General features: G+C 60.7%; 18 protein-coding genes and 1 pseudogene. 6 read left to right on the top strand and 13 right to left on the bottom strand.

All coding sequences use genetic code 11. The features are described 5' to 3' along the window. Positions 1–231: 231 nt before the first annotated feature. Together GIV35_RS22605 and GIV35_RS22610 are read right to left on the bottom strand one after the other, a co-directional pair. The gene (locus GIV35_RS22605; protein ID WP_236264620.1) at positions 232–957 is read right to left on the bottom strand and encodes a phosphatase PAP2 family protein; all 726 of its coding nucleotides are present in this window, start codon (positions 955–957) and stop codon (positions 232–234) included. 50 nt (positions 958–1,007) lie between these two features. After that, complete coding sequence (locus GIV35_RS22610; RefSeq protein WP_105228274.1) at positions 1,008–2,957, bottom strand: LTA synthase family protein; 1,950 nt, start codon at positions 2,955–2,957, stop codon at positions 1,008–1,010. Between the two features lie 201 nt (positions 2,958–3,158). Here GIV35_RS22610 and colR point away from each other — a divergent pair, with 201 nt between their 5' ends. The 5 genes from colR to GIV35_RS22635 all read left to right on the top strand — a co-directional run bounded on the left by colR (position 3,159) and on the right by GIV35_RS22635 (position 6,929). Continuing rightward, positions 3,159–3,842, top strand: a complete 684-nt coding sequence (gene colR / locus GIV35_RS22615; protein WP_003208587.1) for a two-component system response regulator ColR — start codon at positions 3,159–3,161, stop codon at positions 3,840–3,842. Then, a complete protein-coding gene (locus tag GIV35_RS22620) occupies positions 3,832–5,112 on the top strand; it encodes a sensor histidine kinase (protein ID WP_034128621.1) in 1,281 nt (426 codons plus the stop codon). Before colR ends, GIV35_RS22620 begins: the two co-directional genes overlap by 11 nt. A gap of 188 nt (positions 5,113–5,300) precedes the next feature. Continuing rightward, on the top strand, positions 5,301–5,981 hold the full coding sequence (locus tag GIV35_RS22625) for a class I SAM-dependent methyltransferase (RefSeq protein ID WP_105228270.1): 681 nt from the start codon (positions 5,301–5,303) through the stop codon (positions 5,979–5,981). Positions 5,982–5,985: 4 nt separating this feature from the next. Next, positions 5,986–6,705, top strand: coding sequence for a lipopolysaccharide kinase InaA family protein (locus GIV35_RS22630; protein WP_019817333.1), 720 nt, complete (start codon positions 5,986–5,988; stop codon positions 6,703–6,705). Beyond that, positions 6,702–6,929, top strand: coding sequence for a hypothetical protein (locus GIV35_RS22635; RefSeq protein ID WP_003193932.1), 228 nt, complete (start codon positions 6,702–6,704; stop codon positions 6,927–6,929). Before GIV35_RS22630 ends, GIV35_RS22635 begins: the two co-directional genes overlap by 4 nt. Before the next feature lie 120 nt (positions 6,930–7,049). Here GIV35_RS22635 and GIV35_RS22640 read toward each other — a convergent pair whose 3' ends face one another. From GIV35_RS22640 to GIV35_RS22650, 3 genes are read right to left on the bottom strand one after another with little or no spacing between them, the layout of a single operon-like run. Next, a complete protein-coding gene (locus GIV35_RS22640; protein ID WP_236264624.1) occupies positions 7,050–8,147 on the bottom strand; it encodes a DUF1513 domain-containing protein in 1,098 nt (365 codons plus the stop codon). Positions 8,148–8,149: 2 nt separating this feature from the next. Next, positions 8,150–9,214 (bottom strand): imelysin family protein, encoded by a 1,065-nt coding sequence (locus tag GIV35_RS22645; RefSeq protein WP_020301348.1) that lies wholly within the window; start codon positions 9,212–9,214, stop codon positions 8,150–8,152. Positions 9,215–9,245: 31 nt separating this feature from the next. Next, positions 9,246–10,685, bottom strand: a complete 1,440-nt coding sequence (locus tag GIV35_RS22650; RefSeq protein ID WP_223024264.1) for a di-heme oxidoreductase family protein — start codon at positions 10,683–10,685, stop codon at positions 9,246–9,248. A 140-nt stretch (positions 10,686–10,825) separates the two neighbouring features. Here GIV35_RS22650 and GIV35_RS22655 point away from each other — a divergent pair, with 140 nt between their 5' ends. Then, entirely contained in the window at positions 10,826–11,389 is a 564-nt protein-coding gene (locus GIV35_RS22655) for an NAD(P)H nitroreductase (RefSeq protein ID WP_034128618.1), read from the top strand. 135 nt (positions 11,390–11,524) lie between these two features. Here the strand turns inward: GIV35_RS22655 and GIV35_RS27560 are convergent, their stop codons facing one another. The 8 genes and pseudogenes from GIV35_RS27560 to gap all read right to left on the bottom strand — a co-directional run bounded on the left by GIV35_RS27560 (position 11,525) and on the right by gap (position 20,583). Then, positions 11,525–12,280 (bottom strand): methyl-accepting chemotaxis protein, encoded by a 756-nt coding sequence (locus GIV35_RS27560; protein WP_370706227.1) that lies wholly within the window; start codon positions 12,278–12,280, stop codon positions 11,525–11,527. Between the two features lie 102 nt (positions 12,281–12,382). After that, positions 12,383–13,726, bottom strand: a pseudogene (locus tag GIV35_RS27565) (PDC sensor domain-containing protein); the annotation flags it as partial. Between the two features lie 75 nt (positions 13,727–13,801). Further along, positions 13,802–14,203, bottom strand: a complete 402-nt coding sequence (locus GIV35_RS22665; RefSeq protein ID WP_105228262.1) for a YbaN family protein — start codon at positions 14,201–14,203, stop codon at positions 13,802–13,804. Positions 14,204–14,372: 169 nt separating this feature from the next. Further along, positions 14,373–14,981: a biliverdin-producing heme oxygenase gene (locus GIV35_RS22670; protein WP_213154177.1), complete on the bottom strand. Its 609-nt coding sequence runs from the start codon at positions 14,979–14,981 to the stop codon at positions 14,373–14,375. A 137-nt stretch (positions 14,982–15,118) separates the two neighbouring features. Beyond that, complete coding sequence (locus tag GIV35_RS22675) at positions 15,119–17,683, bottom strand: TonB-dependent receptor (RefSeq protein WP_223024262.1); 2,565 nt, start codon at positions 17,681–17,683, stop codon at positions 15,119–15,121. A gap of 115 nt (positions 17,684–17,798) precedes the next feature. Continuing rightward, entirely contained in the window at positions 17,799–18,767 is a 969-nt protein-coding gene (locus tag GIV35_RS22680; RefSeq protein ID WP_105228256.1) for a FecR family protein, read from the bottom strand. Positions 18,768–18,841: 74 nt separating this feature from the next. Next, entirely contained in the window at positions 18,842–19,360 is a 519-nt protein-coding gene (locus GIV35_RS22685) for an RNA polymerase sigma factor (protein ID WP_003193922.1), read from the bottom strand. A gap of 221 nt (positions 19,361–19,581) precedes the next feature. After that, the gene (gap, locus tag GIV35_RS22690; protein WP_003193921.1) at positions 19,582–20,583 is read right to left on the bottom strand and encodes a type I glyceraldehyde-3-phosphate dehydrogenase; all 1,002 of its coding nucleotides are present in this window, start codon (positions 20,581–20,583) and stop codon (positions 19,582–19,584) included. Between the last annotated feature and the right edge of the window lie 219 nt (positions 20,584–20,802).

Here is a 20,802-nt window from a genome sequence, read left to right on the forward strand (position 1 = left end):
GCGCCATCCATGGCGCGGGGCGGCTAAACCGGCATCCCTGCCGGTTTACCCCCCAAATCCCTGTCGAATTCCGGCCAGCGTGGTTTAACGGGGCGCCTAAGATCAAAAGCAGATCAAGATCAAGAGCAGCTCGCTTCGCATCGTGGTTACCGTTGAGCTAACAGAGTTATGTAGATACCTATGCCAATCGCAGGCAAGCCAGCTCCCACATTGGATCTTCGTTGCATTCGCTTAACTGATCGGCATTACGGCTTGCCGTGAAGGCCGGTACAGCAACAAGCAATACAGCCCCAGGCAGATCAGCCAGCAAAAGATCGCTGTCCACACATTGTGGGAAAAGAAATGCGCCCCTTGCAGCATACGGCTGACTGAAAACACGCTGCCCAGGCTGACGGCAAAGATGAACGCGTAGCGCGCCAGCCGCGGCCGTCGATCCCGCAGGGCAAAGAACCAGGCGAACAAGGCGAACCCGGTGGCGGCATGTCCGCCGGGCCAGCAACGGCCGGGTTTATCGGTAGGTGGGCGCGGGCTGAGCAGTTCACTGTAGGTTTCCTGGCCGCCGAATTCCTTGAGGCTCCAGGGGCATTGCACGGAGGTGATGGTTTTCAATGGCGACACGAACGCCGTCGCCATTCCCAGCGACAGCACCAGGCACACCAGTTCACGGCGGTACGGCTTGAGTCGCTGCAGGATGAAGCTGCCGACCAGGCCCAGAATCGCCAGCACCGAAAACAGGATCACCAGTTGCTTGGCACGGTCATGCAGGATGTCTTCAAGGAAGAAGCTATAGCGGCCGATGAAGCCGCCAGCCTCTGCGCTGTAGAAATCCCTGGCCAGGTCCATGTCCAGTGACGTTAGCTCCAGTAACAGCATGGCCACTGCAGCGCTGGCAGGCAGGCCCAGGCACAGCCAAAAATCAAGCGGTTTGGAAACCGGTAAAGAGGAGGGGGATTTCATCTCGAACCTTGGTAAAAAAGCCCCACGCTCACCTGCACGGGGCTTTTTGATTAGCGTTTGCTTAAGACTGGAGCCTCTTCCTTGGGCGCTTTCCAGCTCAGCAGTTGCTGTTTGTAGTCATAACTGGCGGCCTGGTAGTAGGTGACCGCCCGTTGAATCAAGGGGTCATCGCTACCGACGCGCAGCTCCTGGCTCTCGCCCAGGGCCTGGTCGTGGCGACGCAAGCCTTGGCGCGGGCTGAGGATTGCCAGGTCCTTGCCATCAAACAGACCCAGGTGCTGGTAATTGCCCACCACCACCCGTGGAGGTAATGGGTTGTCTTGCAGCAGGTTGCGGCCAAAGAATGTCGATTCGTAGCTCAGGTTGAGCAGGCCCAACAAGGTTGGCGCCAGGTCGATCTGGCTGGCCAGTTGGGCGGACTCCCGTGCGTCGATCAGCTTGGGCGCGTAGATAAACAGCGGGATCTGGTAGTTGGTGATAGGCAGGTCTTCCTTGCCCGCGCTGCCGGCGGTGTGATCGGCGACGAACACGAAGATCGTGTTATCGAACCACGGCTTCTGGCGCGCTGCCTCAAGGAACTGGCCGATGGCGTAGTCGGTGTATTTCACCGCGCCGTCGCGGCCCTTGCCGGACTTGATGTCGATACGCCCGTCCGGGTAGGTGTAGGGACGATGGTTGGAGGTGGTCATCAGTTGCAGCAAGAACGGCTGTTGCTTGGCGTAGTCGGCGTCAGCCAGTTTCAAGGTCTGTTTGAACAGGTCTTCGTCGGCCATGCCCCAGGCGTTTTTGAACGAGATATCTGACTCGGGCACGCTGCTCTGGTCCACCACCCGATAGCCGTTGCCGCTGAAGAACGCGTTCATATTGTCGAAGTAACCGCGCCCGCCATAGACAAACACGCTGTCATAACCGATGGCCGAGAGCTGTTGCCCCAAGCTGGCGAACCCGCTTTCGCGGCCGATGCGTTTGACGATCGAACGCCCCGGCGTCGGCGGGACTGCCAGGGTAATGGCTTCCAGGCCGCGGTCGGTGCGCGTACCGGTGGCGTAGAAGTTATTGAAGTACAGGCTCTGTTGGCGCAACGCATCCAGATTGGGCGTGAGGTTGCGCGCATCGCCATTGCTGCCCATGTACTTGGCGCTGAAGCTTTCGATGGTCACCAGTACGATGTTGGGCTTGCGCAGTGTGCCGGGGTTGGCGATGGCACGGCGAATATCCAGCGGGTCCTGGTCGACAAAGCGGGCGTTGGGTTCACTCAGTTCGGCTCGCAACTGCTTGGCGACGACGTCGGTCGGCAGGCTTTTATAGAACTGGGTGTAGTCCAGTTCGTTGTTACGGAACGCGGCAAAGAACTGATAGGGGCCGTTGCTGGCCAATTCGTTGTTGTACGCGTTGCCGCCTTGGGTGCGCGGGCTGTCCTGGCTGACCAGTTGCAGGCTGAGGCCGGCGAGCACCAGCAGGCCCAGGGCGTTGATCACACGGCCACGCAGTGGAGGCAATGGCGCTGCCATCGCGGCATTGAAGGGTTTGCGCAGAGCCACGCTCAGAATCAGCGCCAGCATTGCCAGCAGGCTCAGCAGCTTGCCGATCGGGTAAGACTCCAGCAGGTTGTTCAGTACCTCATCGGAGTACACCAGGTAATCGACGGCAATGAAGTTGAAGCGCACGCCAAACTCATCCCAGAACAACCATTCGGCCACCGAGGTGAACAGCATGGCGAACAGGCTGACGGTCAGCACCGCTTGCAGGAACCAGCGATGGCCACGGCGGCGCCACAGGGCTGGCGGGCAGAGCAGCAAATACAGGCCAAGCGGCAAGGCTGCATAGGCGAGGAAGGCCAGGTCGTAGAGCACACCCACGCCAAACACCGGCAGCAGGTTGCCGCCGACTTCATCCAGGTGAGTGATGAGCAGCACACTGCGGGTGAGCAGGAAAACCACTAACCAGGCACCGGTGATCAACAGCAAATAACGCATTGGCGCGGTTTTGAAAAAACCCATGTCTATGTTCCTTAGATCAATGGGGGGCGATCTTCTTCCTGAGGCTGTAGTCAGTTTGTGAAGCTATAGTGAAAAACTTGTTTGGCTCTAAAAACAGTTGAAAAGCTTTATCGGCGGGGCTCTGCGCTCTATCCCTGAGCCCCGCTTGGCCTTAAGCTGCGCGAGCCAACACGGCCGTTACCGCGTACGGAGACACTGCCCATGCGAATTCTATTGGTTGAAGACAACCGCGATATCCTCGCCAACCTGGCCGATTACCTGGGGCTCAAAGGCTACACAGTGGACTGTGCGCAGGACGGTTTGTCGGGCCTGCACCTGGCGGCCACCGAGCATTACGACCTGATCGTGCTCGACATCATGCTGCCCGGTATCGATGGCTACACCCTGTGCAAGCGCCTGCGCGAAGACGCGCGGCGCGACACACCGGTGATCATGCTTACCGCTCGCGATCAACTGGACGATCGGCTGCAGGGCTTCAAGTCCGGCGCCGATGACTACCTGCTCAAACCCTTCGCCTTGTCGGAACTGGCTGCGCGTATCGAAGCGGTGTTGCGCCGTGCCCAGGGCGGCGGGCGTCGTGCCCTGCAAGTGGGTGACCTGAACTACGACCTCGATACGCTGGAAGTCACCCGCGAAGGGCGCCTGCTCAAGCTCAACCCCGTAGGCCTGAAACTCCTCGCAGTACTGATGCAGAAAAGCCCACACGTTCTGCGCCGGGAAATTCTCGAAGAAGCCTTGTGGGGCGACGACTGCCCGGACAGCGACAGCCTGCGCAGCCACGTTCATCAATTGCGCCAAGTGATCGACAAGCCCTTCGCCAAACCGCTGCTGCAAACGGTGCACGGTGTGGGTTATCGCCTGGCCGAGGGTCGTGATGGAGTTTAAGCAAAGCCTTGCCCAGCGCATCATCATCGCCTTCGCCTTGATGAGCGCGTTGGTGGCGGGGGCCTTCGCCATCGGCATCATCGCCACGGTACACCTGGTGGAGGAGAAGTTGATCTCGGCGGGCTTGGGCGGTGACCTGCAGCGCCTGTTGCTGATGGACAGCGTCGAAGACTGGAGCCACCGGCCAGAGCCGGACCAGCTGTTCTATTTCAGCGGCGGGCGTGGCGATTTTGAACTGCCCAAGGATCTGCGCCATCTGGACCCGGGGTTCCATGAGGTGTTTCGCGAGGCGCTGTCGTACCACGCCATGGTCGAAGTGGTCGACGGCCGGCGTTATGTATTGCTGCAAGACCAGAGCGATTTCGAAGAGCGTGAGCGCGTGCTGTTTGCGGTGGTACTGGTGGGGTTCGTACTCAGCCTGGCGCTGGCGGCGTTCCTCGGCTGGGTGCTGGCACGCAAGGTGATGGCGCCAGTGGTGCGCCTGGCCCGCCAGGTCCGTCATCGTGACCAACTGTTGGGCCTGGCACCGCCCCTGGCGCCGGATTACGCCGCCGATGAAGTGGGCGAACTGGCGGTGGCGTTCGACGCCACCCTGGGGCGTTTACGCCAGGCGCTGTCACGTGAGCAATTGTTTACCAGCGATGTGAGCCATGAGCTGCGCACGCCCTTGATGGTCCTGGCCAGCTCCTGCGAACTGTTGCGCGAAAACCCGGCCATCGATCAGCGCGGTCGCAATCAAGTAGAACGCATTGCCCGTGCCTGTGAAGAAATGCGCGAGCTGGTGCAAACCTTCCTGATGCTGGCCCGCGCCAAACACGACGACGCCGCCAGTTCACCCCAAGGCAACCTCACCCAGGTGGCCGAAGACCTGCTCGGTATCTGGCGCGAGCCCATCGAGAAAAAAGGCCTGACGTTGATCTACCTGCCAGGCAACCCCCTGGACACCTGCTACAACACCACCTTCTTGCATGCGGTGATGGGCAACCTGCTGCGCAACGCACTGCATTACACCGAGCAAGGGTTTATCCGCCTGACCCTGGAGCCCAGTGGTTTCACGGTGGAGGACTCCGGTGTCGGCATCCCCGAAGAGAAGCGCGAAGCGATGTTCGAGCCGTTCGTGCGCGGTAGCGAGAAGCGTGGCGAGGGCCTTGGCCTCGGCCTGTCACTGGTGCAGCGGATCTGCGAAAGCCAGGGCTGGAGCGTAAGCCTGAGCACCATGGAGCCCAATGGCTGCCGTTTTCATGTGGAGCTCAACCCAGTCAAAACCTGACCTTTCAGTCTGTCGCTTTGCGGATGCAGACTGCCTGCTTTTCGGCGAAGATGGCCCGGTGCTACTGATTGTTTCTGTAAAGTCTTGAAATGTATGCAATTGGACAGGACAAGATTTTCACAACGAGTTGACCTGTTGATCACAGTTCGTTGCTTAAGGTCGTAGGCATCAGTTACTGGAGACGTAAGATGCCTTCCCCGATCAAGCTGGAATTTTCTGACAAGTACGACGATCAACACGCGCAGAAATATTTGCTCAAGCATCAGGACAATCTGGCTCGCCGGTTGTCCCACAAACGCGACGAGCAGTTGGCGCGCGGTGCGCTGGCCATGGCCGGCGAGCCGGGGCTGGTGTTGGACCTGCCGTGTGGTGCTGGACGTTTCTGGCCGTTGCTGGCCGAAAAACCCAACCGTGTGATTATCGGAGCTGACAATTCGGCGTCGATGTTGAAGATCGCCACCGCTGCCCAACCGGCAGAGGTGGTGAAACGGGTACGCCCTTTGCAGACCTCTGCCTTTGATATCGATTTGCCAGATAACTCCGTCGACAGTATTTTTTGCATGCGCTTGATGCACCACATCGGTGAGCCAGAGCACAGGCTGACAATACTGCGCGAGTTTCAACGTGTTACCCGCGACAGCGTGATTATTTCGCTGTGGGTAGACGGTAATTTCAAGGCCTGGAAGCGCAAGCGCAGCGAAGTGCGTCGTCGCAAAAAAGGTGAGCAAGACGGTTACCAAAACCGGTTTGTGTTACCGGCTGCTACTGTCGAGGCAGAATTCGAGCAGGCCGGTTTCCGTGTTCAGGAATCCCTGGACTTCATACCGCTCTACGCCATGTGGCGAGTGTATGTATTGCGCAAGAGGTAACAGGATGGCAGTTGAGTGCGTAGTAGGCAGTCATGTAGCTCCCGAAGAACGATTTGATTTTTTCTGGCGTCAGCAAGGTGAATGGGTGGAAGAACCCAACCGCCGACGTGGTGGTGAAAGTGGCGTGCAACGGGTCATAAGTCCTAACGGCCGTTTGCTCTATTGCAAGCGCCAGACCGGCCACATTTACCGCAGCTGGCTGCACCCCTTTGGACGTCCGACGGTGCTGCGTGAACGCGATGCCCTCAAAGGCCTGCGTTTGCTGGATGTGCGTGTGCCGGAACTGGTGTTTTGCGAAGCACGTCGCGACCCGGAGCACCAATGGAAAGCCCTGTTGGTCACCGCGTCCCTGGACGGTTTCGACGAGATTGAAAACTGGTACGCCGCCGGTGGCCGCGAACAGTATGGCGAGGCGGTCCACGAGCGCCTGCTGCAAGAGTTGGCCGGCACCTTGGCCCGTATGCACAAAGGTCGCTGGCAACACGGTTGCCTGTATATCAAGCACATTTTCGTGCGGGTTACCGGTGAGCCTGATGCGGCGACTGTGGAAGTGGCCTTGCTGGACTTTGAGAAATGCCGCCAGCGCCTGACCGCTTATCGGGCCGCGTCCCACGACATGCTGCAATTGCGTCGCCATTCGTCGTGGAATGATACCGACTGGAAAAAACTCAGCTACTTTTACGAGACGGCGTTTGGCAGCGCTATCAAGGGTTTAACCAGATGAAGCTAGAAATAGCACGAGGTTTGTTTCTGGTCGGGGCATTGGGTGTTGCAGCCCTGGCCCTGGCGGTATGGGAACAACCTCGTACACAAGTGTTGAGTGCGGTAGACGGTGGCGGGCAATGCCTGCTGCCACGCATTGCCAAGACGAGTGTGGCGGCCAAGCCCGACCATGAATTGCTGTTATTCATGTTCGGCATGTCTCAAGCGATGAGGCCGCAAAGTTGAAACGATTGACCTTGTGGGAGCGGGCTTGCTCGCGAAGGGGCAGTGCCAGTCACTGAAGGTGTCGACTGATCCACCGCCTTCGCGGGCAAGCCTGCTCCCACATTTTGATGTCGTCGGTCTTTAGACCAAGTGCAGGTGGTTATCCCAGAACCCCGCCGGTAACTCCAGTGGTGTGGCCAGTAACTTTTCCTGGCGGCAGTCATAGAAGCGGCAACGGCCCTGGCCGGATGTCACCACAAACCCATCCGCCACCGCACCCACCCCCGCACAGTCAGGCAAGGGGCCATCCAGGCGCAGTTCGGCGGTGTCCATGTCCCAGATAAAAAAGCGATTGCCACGAGGTGCTGTCAACGCCACCAGGCGCAGTTCGCTGTGCACCGCCACGCTGGCGGTGTAATGCCCCATCGCCTGCAACTGTTCGTCAGCCACCGGGAACGCCACGAACGGCTGCCCCGGGCGCTTGATCGCCAGCAACTCGGAACGCTCCTGGGACGGGCCCATGAACTGTTGCCCGGTGAGGATGGTGCCATCGCTGGCGATGCCCATGTGCCGCACGCTGTTCATCTGCTGGGCCAGGGTTTCCTTGCTGATCAGGCTGCCGTCGCGCCGCATCAGCACCAGGCTCGGCTCCATGGCATTGAGGTTCATCTCTACCCGGCTTTCGGCTTCGGTACGAATGCCACCGTTGGCCACGATCAGCGTCTCGCCGTCGGGCATCCACGAGACTTGATGCGGGCCGATGCCGTGGGTAGATATCTCGCCGCTGTGCACCAGCCGCTCACCTTCAAACTTATACACACCCAACAGGCCGCGGCCAGGGTCGGAGGTGTCGTTCTCGGTGGCGTACAGCCAGTCACCGCTCTTGTGGATCACCGCATGGCCATAGAAATGGCGGTTGGCGTTGGAAGTGATGGTTTGCAGCAGCCTGCCATCGCGCAGGTCGATCAGGTAACTCTCGGTGCCTGGTCGACGGGCGACGAACAACGCAATCGGCAACGTCGGGTGGTTGATGATGTCATGGCAGCGCTGGCCGACCTGGGTGGCAAATACCGGCTTGCCGTCCAGGCAATAGCCGACAGCGTAGTGCTTGCCGTCGGCATCATCGCGCGCCGACAGTAGCAGCGGGCCTTTGTCTTTGTGCTTGAACAGCGTCCAGCCACCCAAGGTGATAGCGCTGAGCAGCACGCTGCCCACCGCCAAAGCCTGTCGCCTTAGCATCATCAGTCACCGTCGTTGGCGTTGAAGCCCAGTTGGACGCCCAGCGCCTTGGCCAGTTCGCCTTCATGCAGGCGATGGACTACGTTGAGGCTGTCATAGATGTCGTTGAGTTGCTGGCGCCCGGCGTCGTCGTTCAACAATTCGTTGAGGGTGCGCTGGTTGCTGGCGAACAGTTTCAGCGACGCTGCGTAGGCGGCGTCGATTTTCTCGGCCAGTGGCTTCTGGTCCGCCGGCAGCAGGCCCCGCAGGCCTTTGTTATCGACGCCCACCCACACGGTCTGAGCCGCGGCGAGGCTGGCTTCCAGGCTCTGCAGGGACGACTGGCTGCGCCAGGCATCGGCCTGGAACGGTTGCGGGATGCCCTTGGTCTGGCGGCCCATTGGGGTGCCGAGTTTTTTCTTCAGGGTGTCCAGGGCGGTCACTTGCACGCGCAGCAGGTCGGCGATGGCTTCGTGGGAATCAGCGTAGCGCTGGTTCGGAAACTTGGTCATCTGCGCGAGCATGCCGTCGGTGCTGTTCCAGCTGGCCAGGATCTCTTCGGCCAGGACTTTCTGGCGCTCGCCGATAGCCATCAGCAACGGGCAATAGCGGGCTTTCTGGGCCTCGTCGGCGACGTCGGGCTTGGCGTCGTAGAGGATGTATTCGTAGGCCGACAGGCCCTGCACCACCACGCTGGATTTCGCCAGGGCCGCGGCGTCGATCTGCGGCTGGGCACTGACCAGTTGCTCGACCTGGCGGCCGACCAGGTTCTTCTTGTCTGGCCAGAACTGCACCTGCCACGCCCGGTTGCCTTCGGCCAGCGGGCCGATCAGCAGCGGTTGCAGCTCGGCCCAGGCTTTTTGTGCGTGCAGGAAGTCAGCGCGGGCGGTGTCCAGGCTTTCCTTGCCTTGGCAGTAGGCCAGGGCGCTGACGGCCAACTGACGGTCGGCCTCAACCCAGCGGCTGTAGGTCGGCAGGATCACTTGCTTGGCGATGGCTGCCGAGGTCACTGCTTGCGGGTCTTGGGGCGAGCAGGCACCCAAGGCCAGGGCGGCGAGGCTGGTGAACAACAACTTGGGACGAAACATGTCGAGCTCCCTTCTGTAAGTGGGGCAAAGCTTATAAAGAATTCAGGAACGCCAGCAACGCGGCACGCTGCTCGGCATTGAACGACAACACATGTTGCTGCGCCGCTTGGGCTTCACCGCCATGCCACAGCACGGCTTCAAGCAGGTTGCGGGCGCGGCCGTCATGCAGGAACTGGGTGTGGCCACTCACGGTTTGCGTCAGGCCGATACCCCACAGCGGCGGGGTGCGCCAGTCGCGGCCGGTGGCTTTGAATTCGCTACGGTTGTCGGCCAGGCCTTCGCCCATATCGTGCAGCAGCAGGTCGCTGTAAGGGCGGATCAACTGGTTGGCCAGTTCAGGTTCGGCGGCATTGGCGGCGGTGGTGAAGCTGGGCTTGTGACAGCCTTGGCAACCGGCCTGGTAGAACAGGTTCTTGCCGGCCAGCACTTGCGGCGTATCAACGTCCCTGCGTGCGGGCACCGCGAGGTTGCGGGTGTAGAACAGCACCAGGCGCAGGATGTTATCGCTGACTTCCGGTTCACCCTGCGGGCCATTGCCGTTGGGCGCCTGCTTGCAGGCCACTTGGGCGTCGGTGCAGTCATCGAAGGGTCTCAGGGACGTGGTGAGGCCCATATCACCAGAAAACGCGTGAACGTTTTGTTGATTGAGGTTGGGCTGCCCGGCTTTCCAGCCAAAACGCCCGAGGACAGTTTTGGCCTGAGCGTCATCCCAGACCCAATTGGCGCGGCCCAGGATGGCCTCTTTGTCGGCGGTCTTGGGGTCGGTGTTGCGCAGGATATCGGCATCGCTGATCGCTTCGAGCAGGCCCAGGCCGATCATCGGCGGGGCGATACGCGCCGAGAAGCGTGTGTCGGGGTGCATCGGGCCGTAGCCGAGTTGGGTGATCTGCAGGTCGGGCTTGCGTAATTCAACGAGCGTGCCGTCCTTGAACCTGACGTTGACCGGTGTGTAGTCGACCCGCACTTTGCCTTCCGGCGCAACGCCGGGCACGGCCATGTCCTGGAGTTGCCCGCCGTAGACCGGCTCGGGTACCACGCCGATCTGTTCGATGAGCTTGGCGTAGGCGGGCTGCTCTGTAATAGAGGGATGGATGGACAGGCGCACCAGCATCGACACGGCATTGGGTGCGTCGGGCAGTGGCGGGTGGCCACGGCCATCCTTGATATGGCAGTTCTGGCAGGCGTTGGTATTGAACAGCGGGCCCAGGCCATCGCGCGCCGTGGTGGTGGACGGCGCAATCACCCACGGGTTGCGAAAGAAACTGTTGCCGACGCTGAAGTCCAGGCGCCGCGTCGGCGCCAGGCTGGCCGAGGGCAGGGAAAAGGCGTTCTGGTCGCGTTTGTTTACCGTCGCCGCGCCACCGGCCCGCGATTCACCCGGCTCTGCTTTCGTGAAGCGAGGGGCGTCATCGCAAGCAGTCAGGCTTAAAGCCATCAACGCTGCAGGCAGGTACAAAAGCGCACGGAACATCGAGATTCCTGGACGAGGGCAGAAAATTAAGGCGCAAAGTCTAACAGGGCAGGGCAGATTGAATAAGAGCAATTATCGTTTGGTGGCATCCCGATTCTTTCCCGCTAGAATGACTGCACATTTTTTTATGGAGGTGGCCAATGCAGGCTCTCGACGCTTTGCTCAACCGTGTTTCCGTGCCCCGTTTGCTCGACCCGGCACCGACCCAGGAGCAGCGCGACCTGCTGTTCGCCGCCGCCATGCGCGCGCCCGACCACGGTCAACTGCGCCCGTGGCGTTTCCTTACCGTGGAAGGCTGCGCCCGTGAACAGATGGGCACGCTGTTGGCAGAAGCGGCTCGCCTGCAGGATGCCGACGCACCGCAAGCCGCCATCGACAAGGCCCAGAACGGTCCGCTGCGTGCGCCGCTGGTGGTGGTGGTGATTGCACGTGTGCAAGAGCATTTCAAAGTGCCCAAGTCCGAGCAATTGCTGGCCGCCGCCTGTGCGGCCCACGGCATTCTGCTGGCGGCGTATGCCCAGGGTATTGGTGCGGTGTGGCGTACTGGCGAATTGTCCTACTCGGCCCACGTTGCCAAAGGCCTGGGGCTGGCGGCAAATGAAGAAGTGATTGGCTTTCTCTACCTGGGCACGCCGCAGAACCCGCCGCGTACGGCGCCGAAGGAAGACCTGACGCCGTTCGTCCAGGCCTGGCCCGGCCGGTAATTCACCACTGTTCTGCTCTATGTGGGAGCTGGCTTGCCTGCGATGGCATCGACTCGGTTTCACAGATACACCGAGTTGTCAGCATCGCGGGCAAGCCCGGCTCCCACCCAGATGTTTAGTGTTTTCAGAACCGAGTCAGACCCTGAACTGATCCATCAACTTCATCTGCTGGCTGGCCAGCGCATTGAGCTGGCTGCTGATCGCCGCAGACTCGGTAGCCTGGCCGGTGAGGGTTTCGGTCACGGTGCGAATCGCCGAGACGTTGCGGTTGACCTCTTCGGCCACCGCGCTCTGCTGTTCGGCCGCGCTGGCGATTTGCAGGTTCATGTCGCTGATCACGGTGACCGCGTCGCTGATCTTGCCCAGGGCTTGCACAGCTTGATGGATCTGCCCGGCATTGCTCTGCGCCTGGTGCTGGCTGGAGTGCATGGTCGCCACTACGCCACGGGTGCCGCTCTGGATACGCTCGATCACCAGGCGGATTTCTTCCACCGAGTCCTGAGTGCGTTTGGCCAGGTTGCGCACTTCGTCGGCCACCACCGCAAAACCACGTCCGCTTTCCCCGGCGCGTGCCGCTTCAATCGCCGCATTCAACGCCAGCAGGTTGGTCTGTTCGGCAATGCTGCGGATCACCTCCAGCACTGAACCGATTTGCTCGCTGTTGACCGCCAGGGCTTCGACTTCGCCCACGGCTTTGCTGACTTCGTCGGCCAGGGTGGTGATGTCGCGGGTGCTCTGCTCAATGATCGACATGCCTTCGCGAGCCGACTGGTCGGCGCCGCGTGCCGCGCTGGCGGCATTGGAGGCGCTGTTGGCCACATCGTGGGCGGTGGCGCTCATTTCGTTCGACGCGGTGGCGACCTGGTCGATTTCACGGAACTGCACCTGCATGCCTTCGCTGGTCTGGCGCGCAATGGCGGACGACTGATCGGCCGTCCCACGAGCTTCGGTGATGCTTTGCTTGATCTGCGCAATGGTTGGCTGCAGCTTGTCGAGGAAGCGGTTGAACCAGTTCACCAACTCGCCCAGTTCGTCTTTCTTGGCGTAGGCCAGGCGCTGGGTGAGGTCGCCGTCACCGCTGGCGATGTCCTTGAGCATGGCGGCCACGCTATTGATAGGGCGGGTCACGCCAGTAGCGGTCAGCCAGATCAACAGCAAGCCCAGCAGGCCAGCGGCGGCGGCCACCAGCAGGGCTTTGAGCGTGCCCGTTGCCTGGGCCTCGTCGAGCACGGCTTGCAGTTTTTCGTTGTCGGCCAGCATCACCGCTTTGGGCAGATTGATCACCACACCCCAGGATTTGGCACCGGCAATCGGCTTGAGGGGGTACACCGCACGAATGGTGTCGTCCTGCTCACGGATCACCGGGCGATCATTGGCCAGCAGTTGCACGATCTCCTTGCCTTCGGCGCCGAGGCTGTCGATCAGGTTCTTGCCGACTTTGGCTGGCTCACCGCTGTAGGCGGCGATCAGGCCGGTGCTGGACAGAATCTCCAGGTGGGCGGCGCCGTTGAACAGGTCTTTCTGCGCTGCATCGGTGGTCGCTTGCAGGGCGGTGAGGGCGATGTCCACGCCGACCACACCGATGACTTTGCCGTCGACGATCAGCGGCAGGGAAATGGTGGTCATCAGTACCGGTTTGCCGGCCACCGTGTCTTCGTACGGGTCCAGCAGGCACGTACTGCGGGTGTCCCGTGGGCAGGTGTACCAGATGTTGTAGGGCGTACCGCTGAGGTTGAGGGTGGTCTTGGTCAGGTCATCTTCGACCATGATGGTGTTCTGGCCTTCGCCGCCAGCACGACTCCAGTAGCTGGAAAACCGGCCTTTTTCATTGGAAACGCGTGCCTTGTCGTCGATGAATTCGCTGTCCTTGCCATCCAGTCCGTTGGGTTCGAACGACAACCAGATGCCCAGCACTTTGGTGTTGCGCTCGAACGCGGTGTTGACGCTGCGGTTGAGCTCTTCACGCAGGGCCCCGGCTTCAAGGGCGCGTAGGGTGCCCAACTGACGCAGGTCTTTGATCTGGTCGGCCAGGGCTGTGACCACCAGCAGGTTTTCGCCGAAGGTCTGCTGCAAGTGGCCGGCCTGTTCGGCCGCTTTGGATTGCAGCAACTGCTCCACGCTGGCGGTGAGCATTCGTGAGCTTGAGTCACTGACCAGCCGATCGTTCTGGTTGGTGTTGTAGATATTGATGCCGACCACCAGTGCAATCACACCCAGCAGACACAGGCCGGACAGCAACACGATTTTCAAGCGGATGGAGAGGGTGTCGAACATAGGTTCACTCACGAATGGACTTGTTGGAATGCACGCAAACGCGCCAAGTCCATTCGGCGTCATGCCTGAAACATCGGCGTCACAAATCAATTCATGAGGAACAGGCGATGAGCGGTAGGAAAACGCCTACAACCCGCCTCAGATGGGCCGTGCGAGCTGCTCGGGGCGGGACCAGATCCACAGGTTGCCCAGGCTCATCCCGGCAATCGCCAGGTACACCGGCCAGCCGTGATCGAGCATCACCAGCATCAGCACGGCGCACAGCAACATGCTCACGGTGGCGCTGACCTTGGCGCGACGGGCGATGATCTTGCCATTGCGCCAGTTGGACAGGATTGGTCCGAACAGGCGGTGGTTTTCCAACCAGGCGCTGAGGCGCGGCGAGCTTTTGGTGGCGGCCCAGGCGGCGAGCAGGATGAATTCGGTGGTGGGCAACCCCGGTATGACAATCGCCACCAAGCCGATCCCCAGGCTGACGTAGGCCAGCAGGCCAAAGAGGACTTGGGCGATTTTGGAGGAGGATTGGGGTTTTCCGGTCATGCTGCAGTTTTCTGGTGGGTAGGTTTACACATTATCAGCCATGAAATGCACCCAAGTGTGGGAGCTGGCTTGCCTGCGATAGCGGTGTATCAGGTTAAACATCTGGCGCTGACCCACCGCCATCGCAGGCAAGCCAGCTCCCACATTGAACCGCTGTCTACCAGAACACTTACGCCAGTTCTGGGGCGCTAGCGTACGCCTGTTCCAGCAACACGGTGAAGCGCACAAACGCATCGATCGCGCCTTTTTCCACAGCAGCCTCTTCTTCGGCGCTGAACTGCAGGCCGTCGAGGGTGCGGGTGAAGCGCTTCCAGCCCTCGGCGCGACCGCCGGCCGGCTCGCCCAGGTGGCGCGCACCGAAGGTTTCGCTCAGGCCCAGGCCCACGGCGCGCTTGATCAGGAACGCAGCGCCCAGCTTGGAGCCTTCGGAGACGAACAGCCAGCCCAAAGCTTCGGCTTTGCTGGGGTTGTTCACCGCGCCGGCAACCGGGGCCGGGGTTTCGGTGTCCAGGTCTGCCAGGTCGAGCTTGGCGGCTTCGGCGCGGCAGCGGGCGGCCAGGTCAGGGATGATCTGGTTCAGCTCGGCATCGTTATACAGGGCCACCAGTTCCGATTGGAACAGGTACTGGGCCACCACAAAACGGGCGAAGTTGGCTTGGGTTTCGAACGGCGCGTGAGCCTTCACCAATGCGTCGAGCTTGGTGTGCGGCTCGTTGGTGATCTGGTTCAGGCGTTGGGAGCGCAGGCTTGGGCGTTCTGCGGTGGAAGAAGCGGTCATGAAAAAAATCCTTGAGAAGAGAAGCGCCTGGGTGCCCTGAAGAGAGCTGTTATCAACTAGACGAACAAGAAGACGCGGCACAGTAAAAAATCCTCACCTCGCCGTGGATGCAATGGCGGCGAGGTGAGGCGGAAGGGTCAGATGTCCCAGATCACGTTGATCGCAAAGTTGCGACCGGGCTGGGTCAGGCGGTCGAGGTTGGCCGGGCCGGTCACACCGGCTTCGCCGACGCTGTCGTAGCTGCGCACGTCATCCCAGTTCCAGTACTTCTTGTCGGTGAGGTTGTAGAGGCCACCGTTGACGGTCACGTCTTTGCTCACTTTGTAGTATGCGGTCAGGTCGAGGATGCCGAAGCCCGGGGTTTTGAACGGGCCATCGGTGCCGCCGTCGGGCGCGTGGAAGGTCGTGCTGTCGACGCGGTCCTGTTTTTTCACCAAGGTCCAGCTCACCAGGCCACCGTAGTTGTCCTGGTCGTAGCCCAGGCCAAACACGCCCTTGAGCGGGTTGACGCTGTTCAACGGCTCGCCATTGTCGTCGTTGCGACCGTAGGTGTAGGCAACCGAGCCTTGGGTATACAGGCCCTTCGGCGCGCCGAAGGTATCCAGGTTCAGGCGGCCTTTGGCTTCCACGCCCTTGATGGTGGCGCGCTTGATGTTGACCGCCTTGAATTGCTCCACGGTGCCGCCGACCACGGCGTTGTCTTCGTCGATAAAGTCACGGTACTTGTTGTAGTACACCGCAATATCGAAGGAGCCTTCGTCGAATTTGCCGCGAATCCCGGTTTCGATGCCTTTGCTGGTTTCTGGCTTGAGGTCGGGGTTGGGTTCGACGGTGTAGCCCAGGTTGAGGTTTTCGAAGCGACCGTACAGCGCTTTGGCAGACGGCGTACGGAAGCCCTCGGCGTATTGACCGAACCAGGTGTAGTTGTCGGTCAGGGCATAGGTGAGGCCGAACTTGGGTGTTACGCGGTTCCAGGTCTTGTCTTTGCCATCGACGGTATAGGCGCCGGTCGGGTTGACGGTGTTGAGGAATTCCTGGGTCAGCTTGGGCTTGAGCCGGGTGTAGTCATAACGCACGGCAGGCAGGAAAGTCCATTTGTCCCAGGTGATCTGGTCCTGGGCGAACAGCGAGTAGGTGTTGATGGTTGGGTCGGGGAAGTCGCTGGCTTTCTTCACGCTGTCGCTCGCTTGCGGGCTCGGCGCGCCGATGGCGGTGCAGCCGGCGCCAATGGCCAGGCACGAGGCCGAGCCTTCGCGTGAACCGGTGACTTTCTGCTGCTTGAGGGTGGTGCCGTAGGTCACCTGGTGCTCGGTTTCACCGAGGCTGAATGCTTTGTCCAGTTGCGCGTCGAAGACCCACTGTTTCTCTTCGTAAAGGGTGTCGCGGGTACGCAGGACGCGACGGCCGGCCTGGTAGATTTCGGCGGTGGTCTGGTCGGTCTTGGCGATCTGGTAGTTGAGGCTGGTCTTGATGCGGTCGGCAATCGGCGACTCCAGGGCGAAGGTGTTTTCCAGGCCGAAGCGCTCGCGGGTAATGGTGTCGTTACCGCGACGGTCGCGGTACAGGTTCATGCCCCGGCCACCGATGAACGGACCGCCCACTGCGTTTTTCAGATTGACGTCGCGGTCATCCTTGAACTTCTCGTAGGTCAGGCCCAGGCGGTTGTCGTCCCCGTAGTTCCAGCCCAGCTTGGCCAGCACGTTGGTGGTGCGCGCATCTTCCGGGTTGGCGCCGGTACGGGCCAGGCCAGTGGCGTTGTTGCCATCGTAGGATTCGGTTTCGTGGCCATTGCGTTGGCTCAGGTGCAGCAAACCGTCGAAGTCTTGCACACGCCCGGCGAAGGTGCCGGAGGTCAGCCAGCTCTCGTCGGCGGAGCTGTAGCCGGTCTTCAGGCGCGCACCGACGTCCTGGCCTGGCTTGATGATGTCATCCGGGTCGAGGGTGAAATAACTCACCGCGCCGCCGATGGCGCTGCTGCCGTACAGGGCCGAGGCCGGGCCGCGCAGGATCTCCACGCGCTTGACGATTTCCGGGTCGACGTAATTGCGTCGGGTCTTGGCGTAAGGGCCGTTGAAGAAATTGTCCGGCACTTCGACGCCATCCACCTGGGTGAGGATGCGGTCGCCGTCGATACCGCGAATGTTGTAGCCCGCGTTACCCGAGCGTGTACCGGCGCCGCCGACGGAGACGCCGGGTTCGTAGCGCACCAGTTCACGGATGTTGTTGACGTTCTGGCGGTCCAGTTCTGCGCGGTCGTGCACGCTGACGGTGCTCGGTACGCTGTTCACATCCTGTTCATTGCGGGTGGCGCTGATGGTCACCTGTTGCAGGGCGAGGGCGCTGCCGGCGCTACGTTTTTCCAGCACGATGTTGTTGGTGCCCAGTTTGCGATAGCTCAGGTTGGTCCCCACCAACAGTCGCTCGAGGGCTTTTTCCGCTGGCAGCGGGCCGCGCACGCCAGGGGACGATACGCCCTGGCCCAGTTCGGCCGGCAGGCCCACTTGCCAACCGGTCACTGCGGTAAAGGCGTTAAGTGCCGACACCAGTGGCTGCTGTTCGATGCTGAACGTGTAATTGGCGTGGCTGCGAGCGGCAGGTTCCGCGGCGGTGGCGCTCATGACGGGCGCACCAGCCAGCAGGATCGCGGCGGTCAGCAAGGACAAAACGGGCGAAGCAGACCGGCGGTTGAAACGAGAGGACATCGAGAGCGCTCCGGGATACGAATCTTATAGTTGCGAACCGAACCAAATAGGAATCAGTTGCATTGGCTATAACGAGACGTATCGCCGGTTAACATCGAGTAAAAATAATTCTCATTTAGTTCAGGATCACCAGCGCCGGGTACTCCGACAGCTTGGCCGAGGTGATGTGGGCCAGGGAGCGCACCACGTCCAGGGGCTGGTCGAGGCGGTAGTTGCCGGTGACGGCGACGCTGGCCAACTGCTCGTTGTTGTTGACGATCCAGCCGGGGTAATAGCGGCGCAGCTCAGCCAGCACTTCGCTCAGCGGGCAGTTTTCGAATACCAGCCGGCCCTGGACCCAGGCCAGGTCTTTGCTGGGGTCGAGCTTGGCCGGTTGGCCGAAACCCTTTGGGCCGATGCGGATGCTTTCACCGGCGCTCAGGCGCACACGGGCATCGTCGAACGTGTTGCTCAGGTCGACATCGCCGCGCTGCACTTGAACCTGGGCTTCGCCATTGAGGTAGCGCACGGCAAAGGCGGTGTCACGCACGCTGGCGCGCACCGGGCCGGCGTCGATTTCCAGGGGCAGGCCACGGGTGGGCGCTATTTCAAAGAACGCTTCGCCCTGGTACAGGCGGGCAATGCGCTGGTGGTCCTTGATGGTGCTGGAAAATGCCGAGTTGGTGTTCAGCAGTACCTTGGAGCCATCATCCAGTTGCAGGCGCTGGCGCTCGCCGACCACCGTCAGATGGTCGGCCTGCAAACGCACCGGCAGGTTGCTGAAACTGAACAGGCCGACCAGTAACACGGCGGCGGTGGCCAGAGGTTTCCAGTGCGGTTTGATCCGGCGCCAGCCGTTGGGCTTGCGCGGTGCGGCGAGGGCCACGGCGGCGCTGTGTACCGGCGCATCACCCCAGGCGGCCTGGGCCTTGCTGAAGGCGTGGACATGCGCCGGGTCCTGGGCCAGCCAGGCGTCGAACGCGGCCTGCTGCCCAGGTTGCGGGCACTGCAAGGCGATCAGCCAATCGAGGGCTTGGTCCATGGCCGCGTCTTGCAACACCTCATGAGCCAACGCATGGGGGCGCAGTTTATTCGGGTCCGTCACGGTGTTCCTCGGGTCTTCGCCACGTTCTATTCATTTTTCCTACAGCTTGGATCGACACCTCTGTCGGGTGAAGCTTAAGGCTGATCCAGCCGTTCGGCCACACCCACACAGATAGCCATGATCAATTTGAGTTCCTTTTGCACCGTGCTCAAGGACACACCCAACTGATCGGCAATTTCCTGATAGCTGCAACCGTGCAGACGGCTGAGGATGAAAATCCGCTGCTGGCGGGCGCTCAACTGGCCGAGGCTGACACTCAGGTGCTCCAGTAGCTGCTCGGCCTGGGTAGCTTCCTCCGGCGTGCTGGCCGGCGCGGCGACGCTTTGCAGGACATCCAGCGGGACATCCTCCTGCAGGGTACGCGCCTGAATCCTGCGCGAACGCAAGTGATCCAGCGCCAGGTTGCGCGCTGTCTGGTAGACAAAGGGTTCAAGGTGGTCGATTGGCCGCTCGCTGAGGGCCCGAGTCACGCGCAGGTAGGTTTCCTGCAACAGGTCCTCGGCAGTGCTGTGGTTATGCACCATGCGTTGCAGAGTTCGTAGCAGGATCACCCGTTGGGTGAGGAAGACGTGGTTGAAGCGAGATTGGCTCACAGTGATACCAGACCGATTTGCAGTTAATGATAATGCTTATCATCAACTGAAATGGCAAGTGGCACTTTGAGATGCCTTGGAGAGTGTGTGGGAGCCAGGCTTATGTGGGAGCTGGCTTGCCTGCGATAGCATCATCTCGGTTTGACTGAACGACCGAGTCGCCTGCATCGCGGGCAAGCCCGGCTCCCACAAAAGCCAGTTCACACAATCCAGCCCAGGGATTACTCGGCGTTGCACAACGCCAGGCAGTTATCCAGCATACGGTTGGAGAAGCCCCACTCGTTGTCATACCACGCCAGTACCTTGAGCAGCTTGCCGCTGACCTTGGTGTGATTGGCATCGAAGATCGACGACAGCGGGTTATGGTTGAAGTCACTGGAAACCAGCGGCAGGGTGTTGTAGCCGAGGATCTTCGAATGCTGGCTGGCGTGTTTGAGCAGGGCGTTGACTTCATCGGCCGTGGCTTCTTTCTTCAACTGCACGGTGAGGTCCACCAGCGACACGTTGATCACCGGTACACGCACCGCCATGCCGGTCAGCTTGCCTGCCAGTTCCGGCAGCACCAGGCCCACCGCTTCAGCGGCGCCGGTCTTGCTCGGGATCATGTTCTGGGTGGCCGAACGCGCGCGGTACGGGTCGGTGTGGTACACGTCGGTAAGGTTCTGGTCGTTGGTGTAGGCGTGAATGGTGGTCATCAGGCCGCTTTCGATACCCAGCTCGCGGTGCAGCACCTGGGCCACCGGCGCCAGGCAGTTGGTGGTGCACGATGCGTTGGAAATGATCTGGTGGGATTGACGCAAAATGTCATGGTTTACCCCATAGACCACCGTGGCGTCCGCGCCCTTGGCCGGGGCCGAGATGATTACTTTGCGCGCGCCGGCGCTAATATGGGCGGCAGCCTTGTCACGGTCGGTGAACAGACCGGTGCATTCGAACACCACGTCGATCTTGTGCGCAGCCCACGGCAGGTCGGCGGGGTTGCGAATGGCACTCACGGCAATCCGGTCACCATTGACGGTCAGGCTTTCCTGATCGTGGGCAACCTCTGCGTCGAAAGTGCCGTGTACGGTGTCGTACTTGAGCAGGTGGGCATTGATCGAGCTGTCGCCCAGATCATTGATGGCGACGATCTGCAGATCCTGGCGATAGCCTTGGGTATACAGTGCGCGCAGGACATTACGGCCGATACGGCCAAAACCATTGATTGCGATTCGAAGAGTCATCGGAAAGTGCCTGTCGTCGATTTGTTGTAAGAATTACAAGATTATTCGCATAAAAATAGAAAACAAGCCTTTTTAGTGGCAATATTTTGTTCAATCTACAACGAGTGACCTGAATCAACTGGTCCGATGATCCAAACGACCCCCTGCCATCCCATGAGCCGTGGGCGTTTGATCAGCATAGACACTCAGGTCGCCACATCCGTTAGCCTGGAGTTCTAT

It is taken from the genome of Pseudomonas sp. PA-1-6B (assembly GCF_021609545.1).
GTDB classification, from domain to species: domain Bacteria; phylum Pseudomonadota; class Gammaproteobacteria; order Pseudomonadales; family Pseudomonadaceae; genus Aquipseudomonas; species Aquipseudomonas fluorescens_BV.

What these genes read in the sequence shown, in the direction of transcription:
- GIV35_RS22605 (WP_236264620.1), bottom strand. Translation starts at nt 957, where the DNA reads ATGAAATCCCCCTCCTCTTTACCGGTTTCCAAACCGCTTGATTTTTGG.
- GIV35_RS22610 (WP_105228274.1), bottom strand. Translation starts at nt 2,957, where the DNA reads ATGGGTTTTTTCAAAACCGCGCCAATGCGTTATTTGCTGTTGATCACC.
- colR (WP_003208587.1), top strand. Translation starts at nt 3,159, where the DNA reads ATGCGAATTCTATTGGTTGAAGACAACCGCGATATCCTCGCCAACCTG.
- GIV35_RS22620 (WP_034128621.1), top strand. Translation starts at nt 3,832, where the DNA reads ATGGAGTTTAAGCAAAGCCTTGCCCAGCGCATCATCATCGCCTTCGCC.
- GIV35_RS22625 (WP_105228270.1), top strand. Translation starts at nt 5,301, where the DNA reads ATGCCTTCCCCGATCAAGCTGGAATTTTCTGACAAGTACGACGATCAA.
- GIV35_RS22630 (WP_019817333.1), top strand. Translation starts at nt 5,986, where the DNA reads ATGGCAGTTGAGTGCGTAGTAGGCAGTCATGTAGCTCCCGAAGAACGA.
- GIV35_RS22635 (WP_003193932.1), top strand. Translation starts at nt 6,702, where the DNA reads ATGAAGCTAGAAATAGCACGAGGTTTGTTTCTGGTCGGGGCATTGGGT.
- GIV35_RS22640 (WP_236264624.1), bottom strand. Translation starts at nt 8,147, where the DNA reads ATGCTAAGGCGACAGGCTTTGGCGGTGGGCAGCGTGCTGCTCAGCGCT.
- GIV35_RS22645 (WP_020301348.1), bottom strand. Translation starts at nt 9,214, where the DNA reads ATGTTTCGTCCCAAGTTGTTGTTCACCAGCCTCGCCGCCCTGGCCTTG.
- GIV35_RS22650 (WP_223024264.1), bottom strand. Translation starts at nt 10,685, where the DNA reads ATGTTCCGTGCGCTTTTGTACCTGCCTGCAGCGTTGATGGCTTTAAGC.
- GIV35_RS22655 (WP_034128618.1), top strand. Translation starts at nt 10,826, where the DNA reads ATGCAGGCTCTCGACGCTTTGCTCAACCGTGTTTCCGTGCCCCGTTTG.
- GIV35_RS27560 (WP_370706227.1), bottom strand. Translation starts at nt 12,280, where the DNA reads ATGCAGGTGCAGTTCCGTGAAATCGACCAGGTCGCCACCGCGTCGAAC.
- GIV35_RS22665 (WP_105228262.1), bottom strand. Translation starts at nt 14,203, where the DNA reads ATGACCGGAAAACCCCAATCCTCCTCCAAAATCGCCCAAGTCCTCTTT.
- GIV35_RS22670 (WP_213154177.1), bottom strand. Translation starts at nt 14,981, where the DNA reads ATGACCGCTTCTTCCACCGCAGAACGCCCAAGCCTGCGCTCCCAACGC.
- GIV35_RS22675 (WP_223024262.1), bottom strand. Translation starts at nt 17,683, where the DNA reads ATGTCCTCTCGTTTCAACCGCCGGTCTGCTTCGCCCGTTTTGTCCTTG.
- gap (WP_003193921.1), bottom strand. Translation starts at nt 20,583, where the DNA reads ATGACTCTTCGAATCGCAATCAATGGTTTTGGCCGTATCGGCCGTAAT.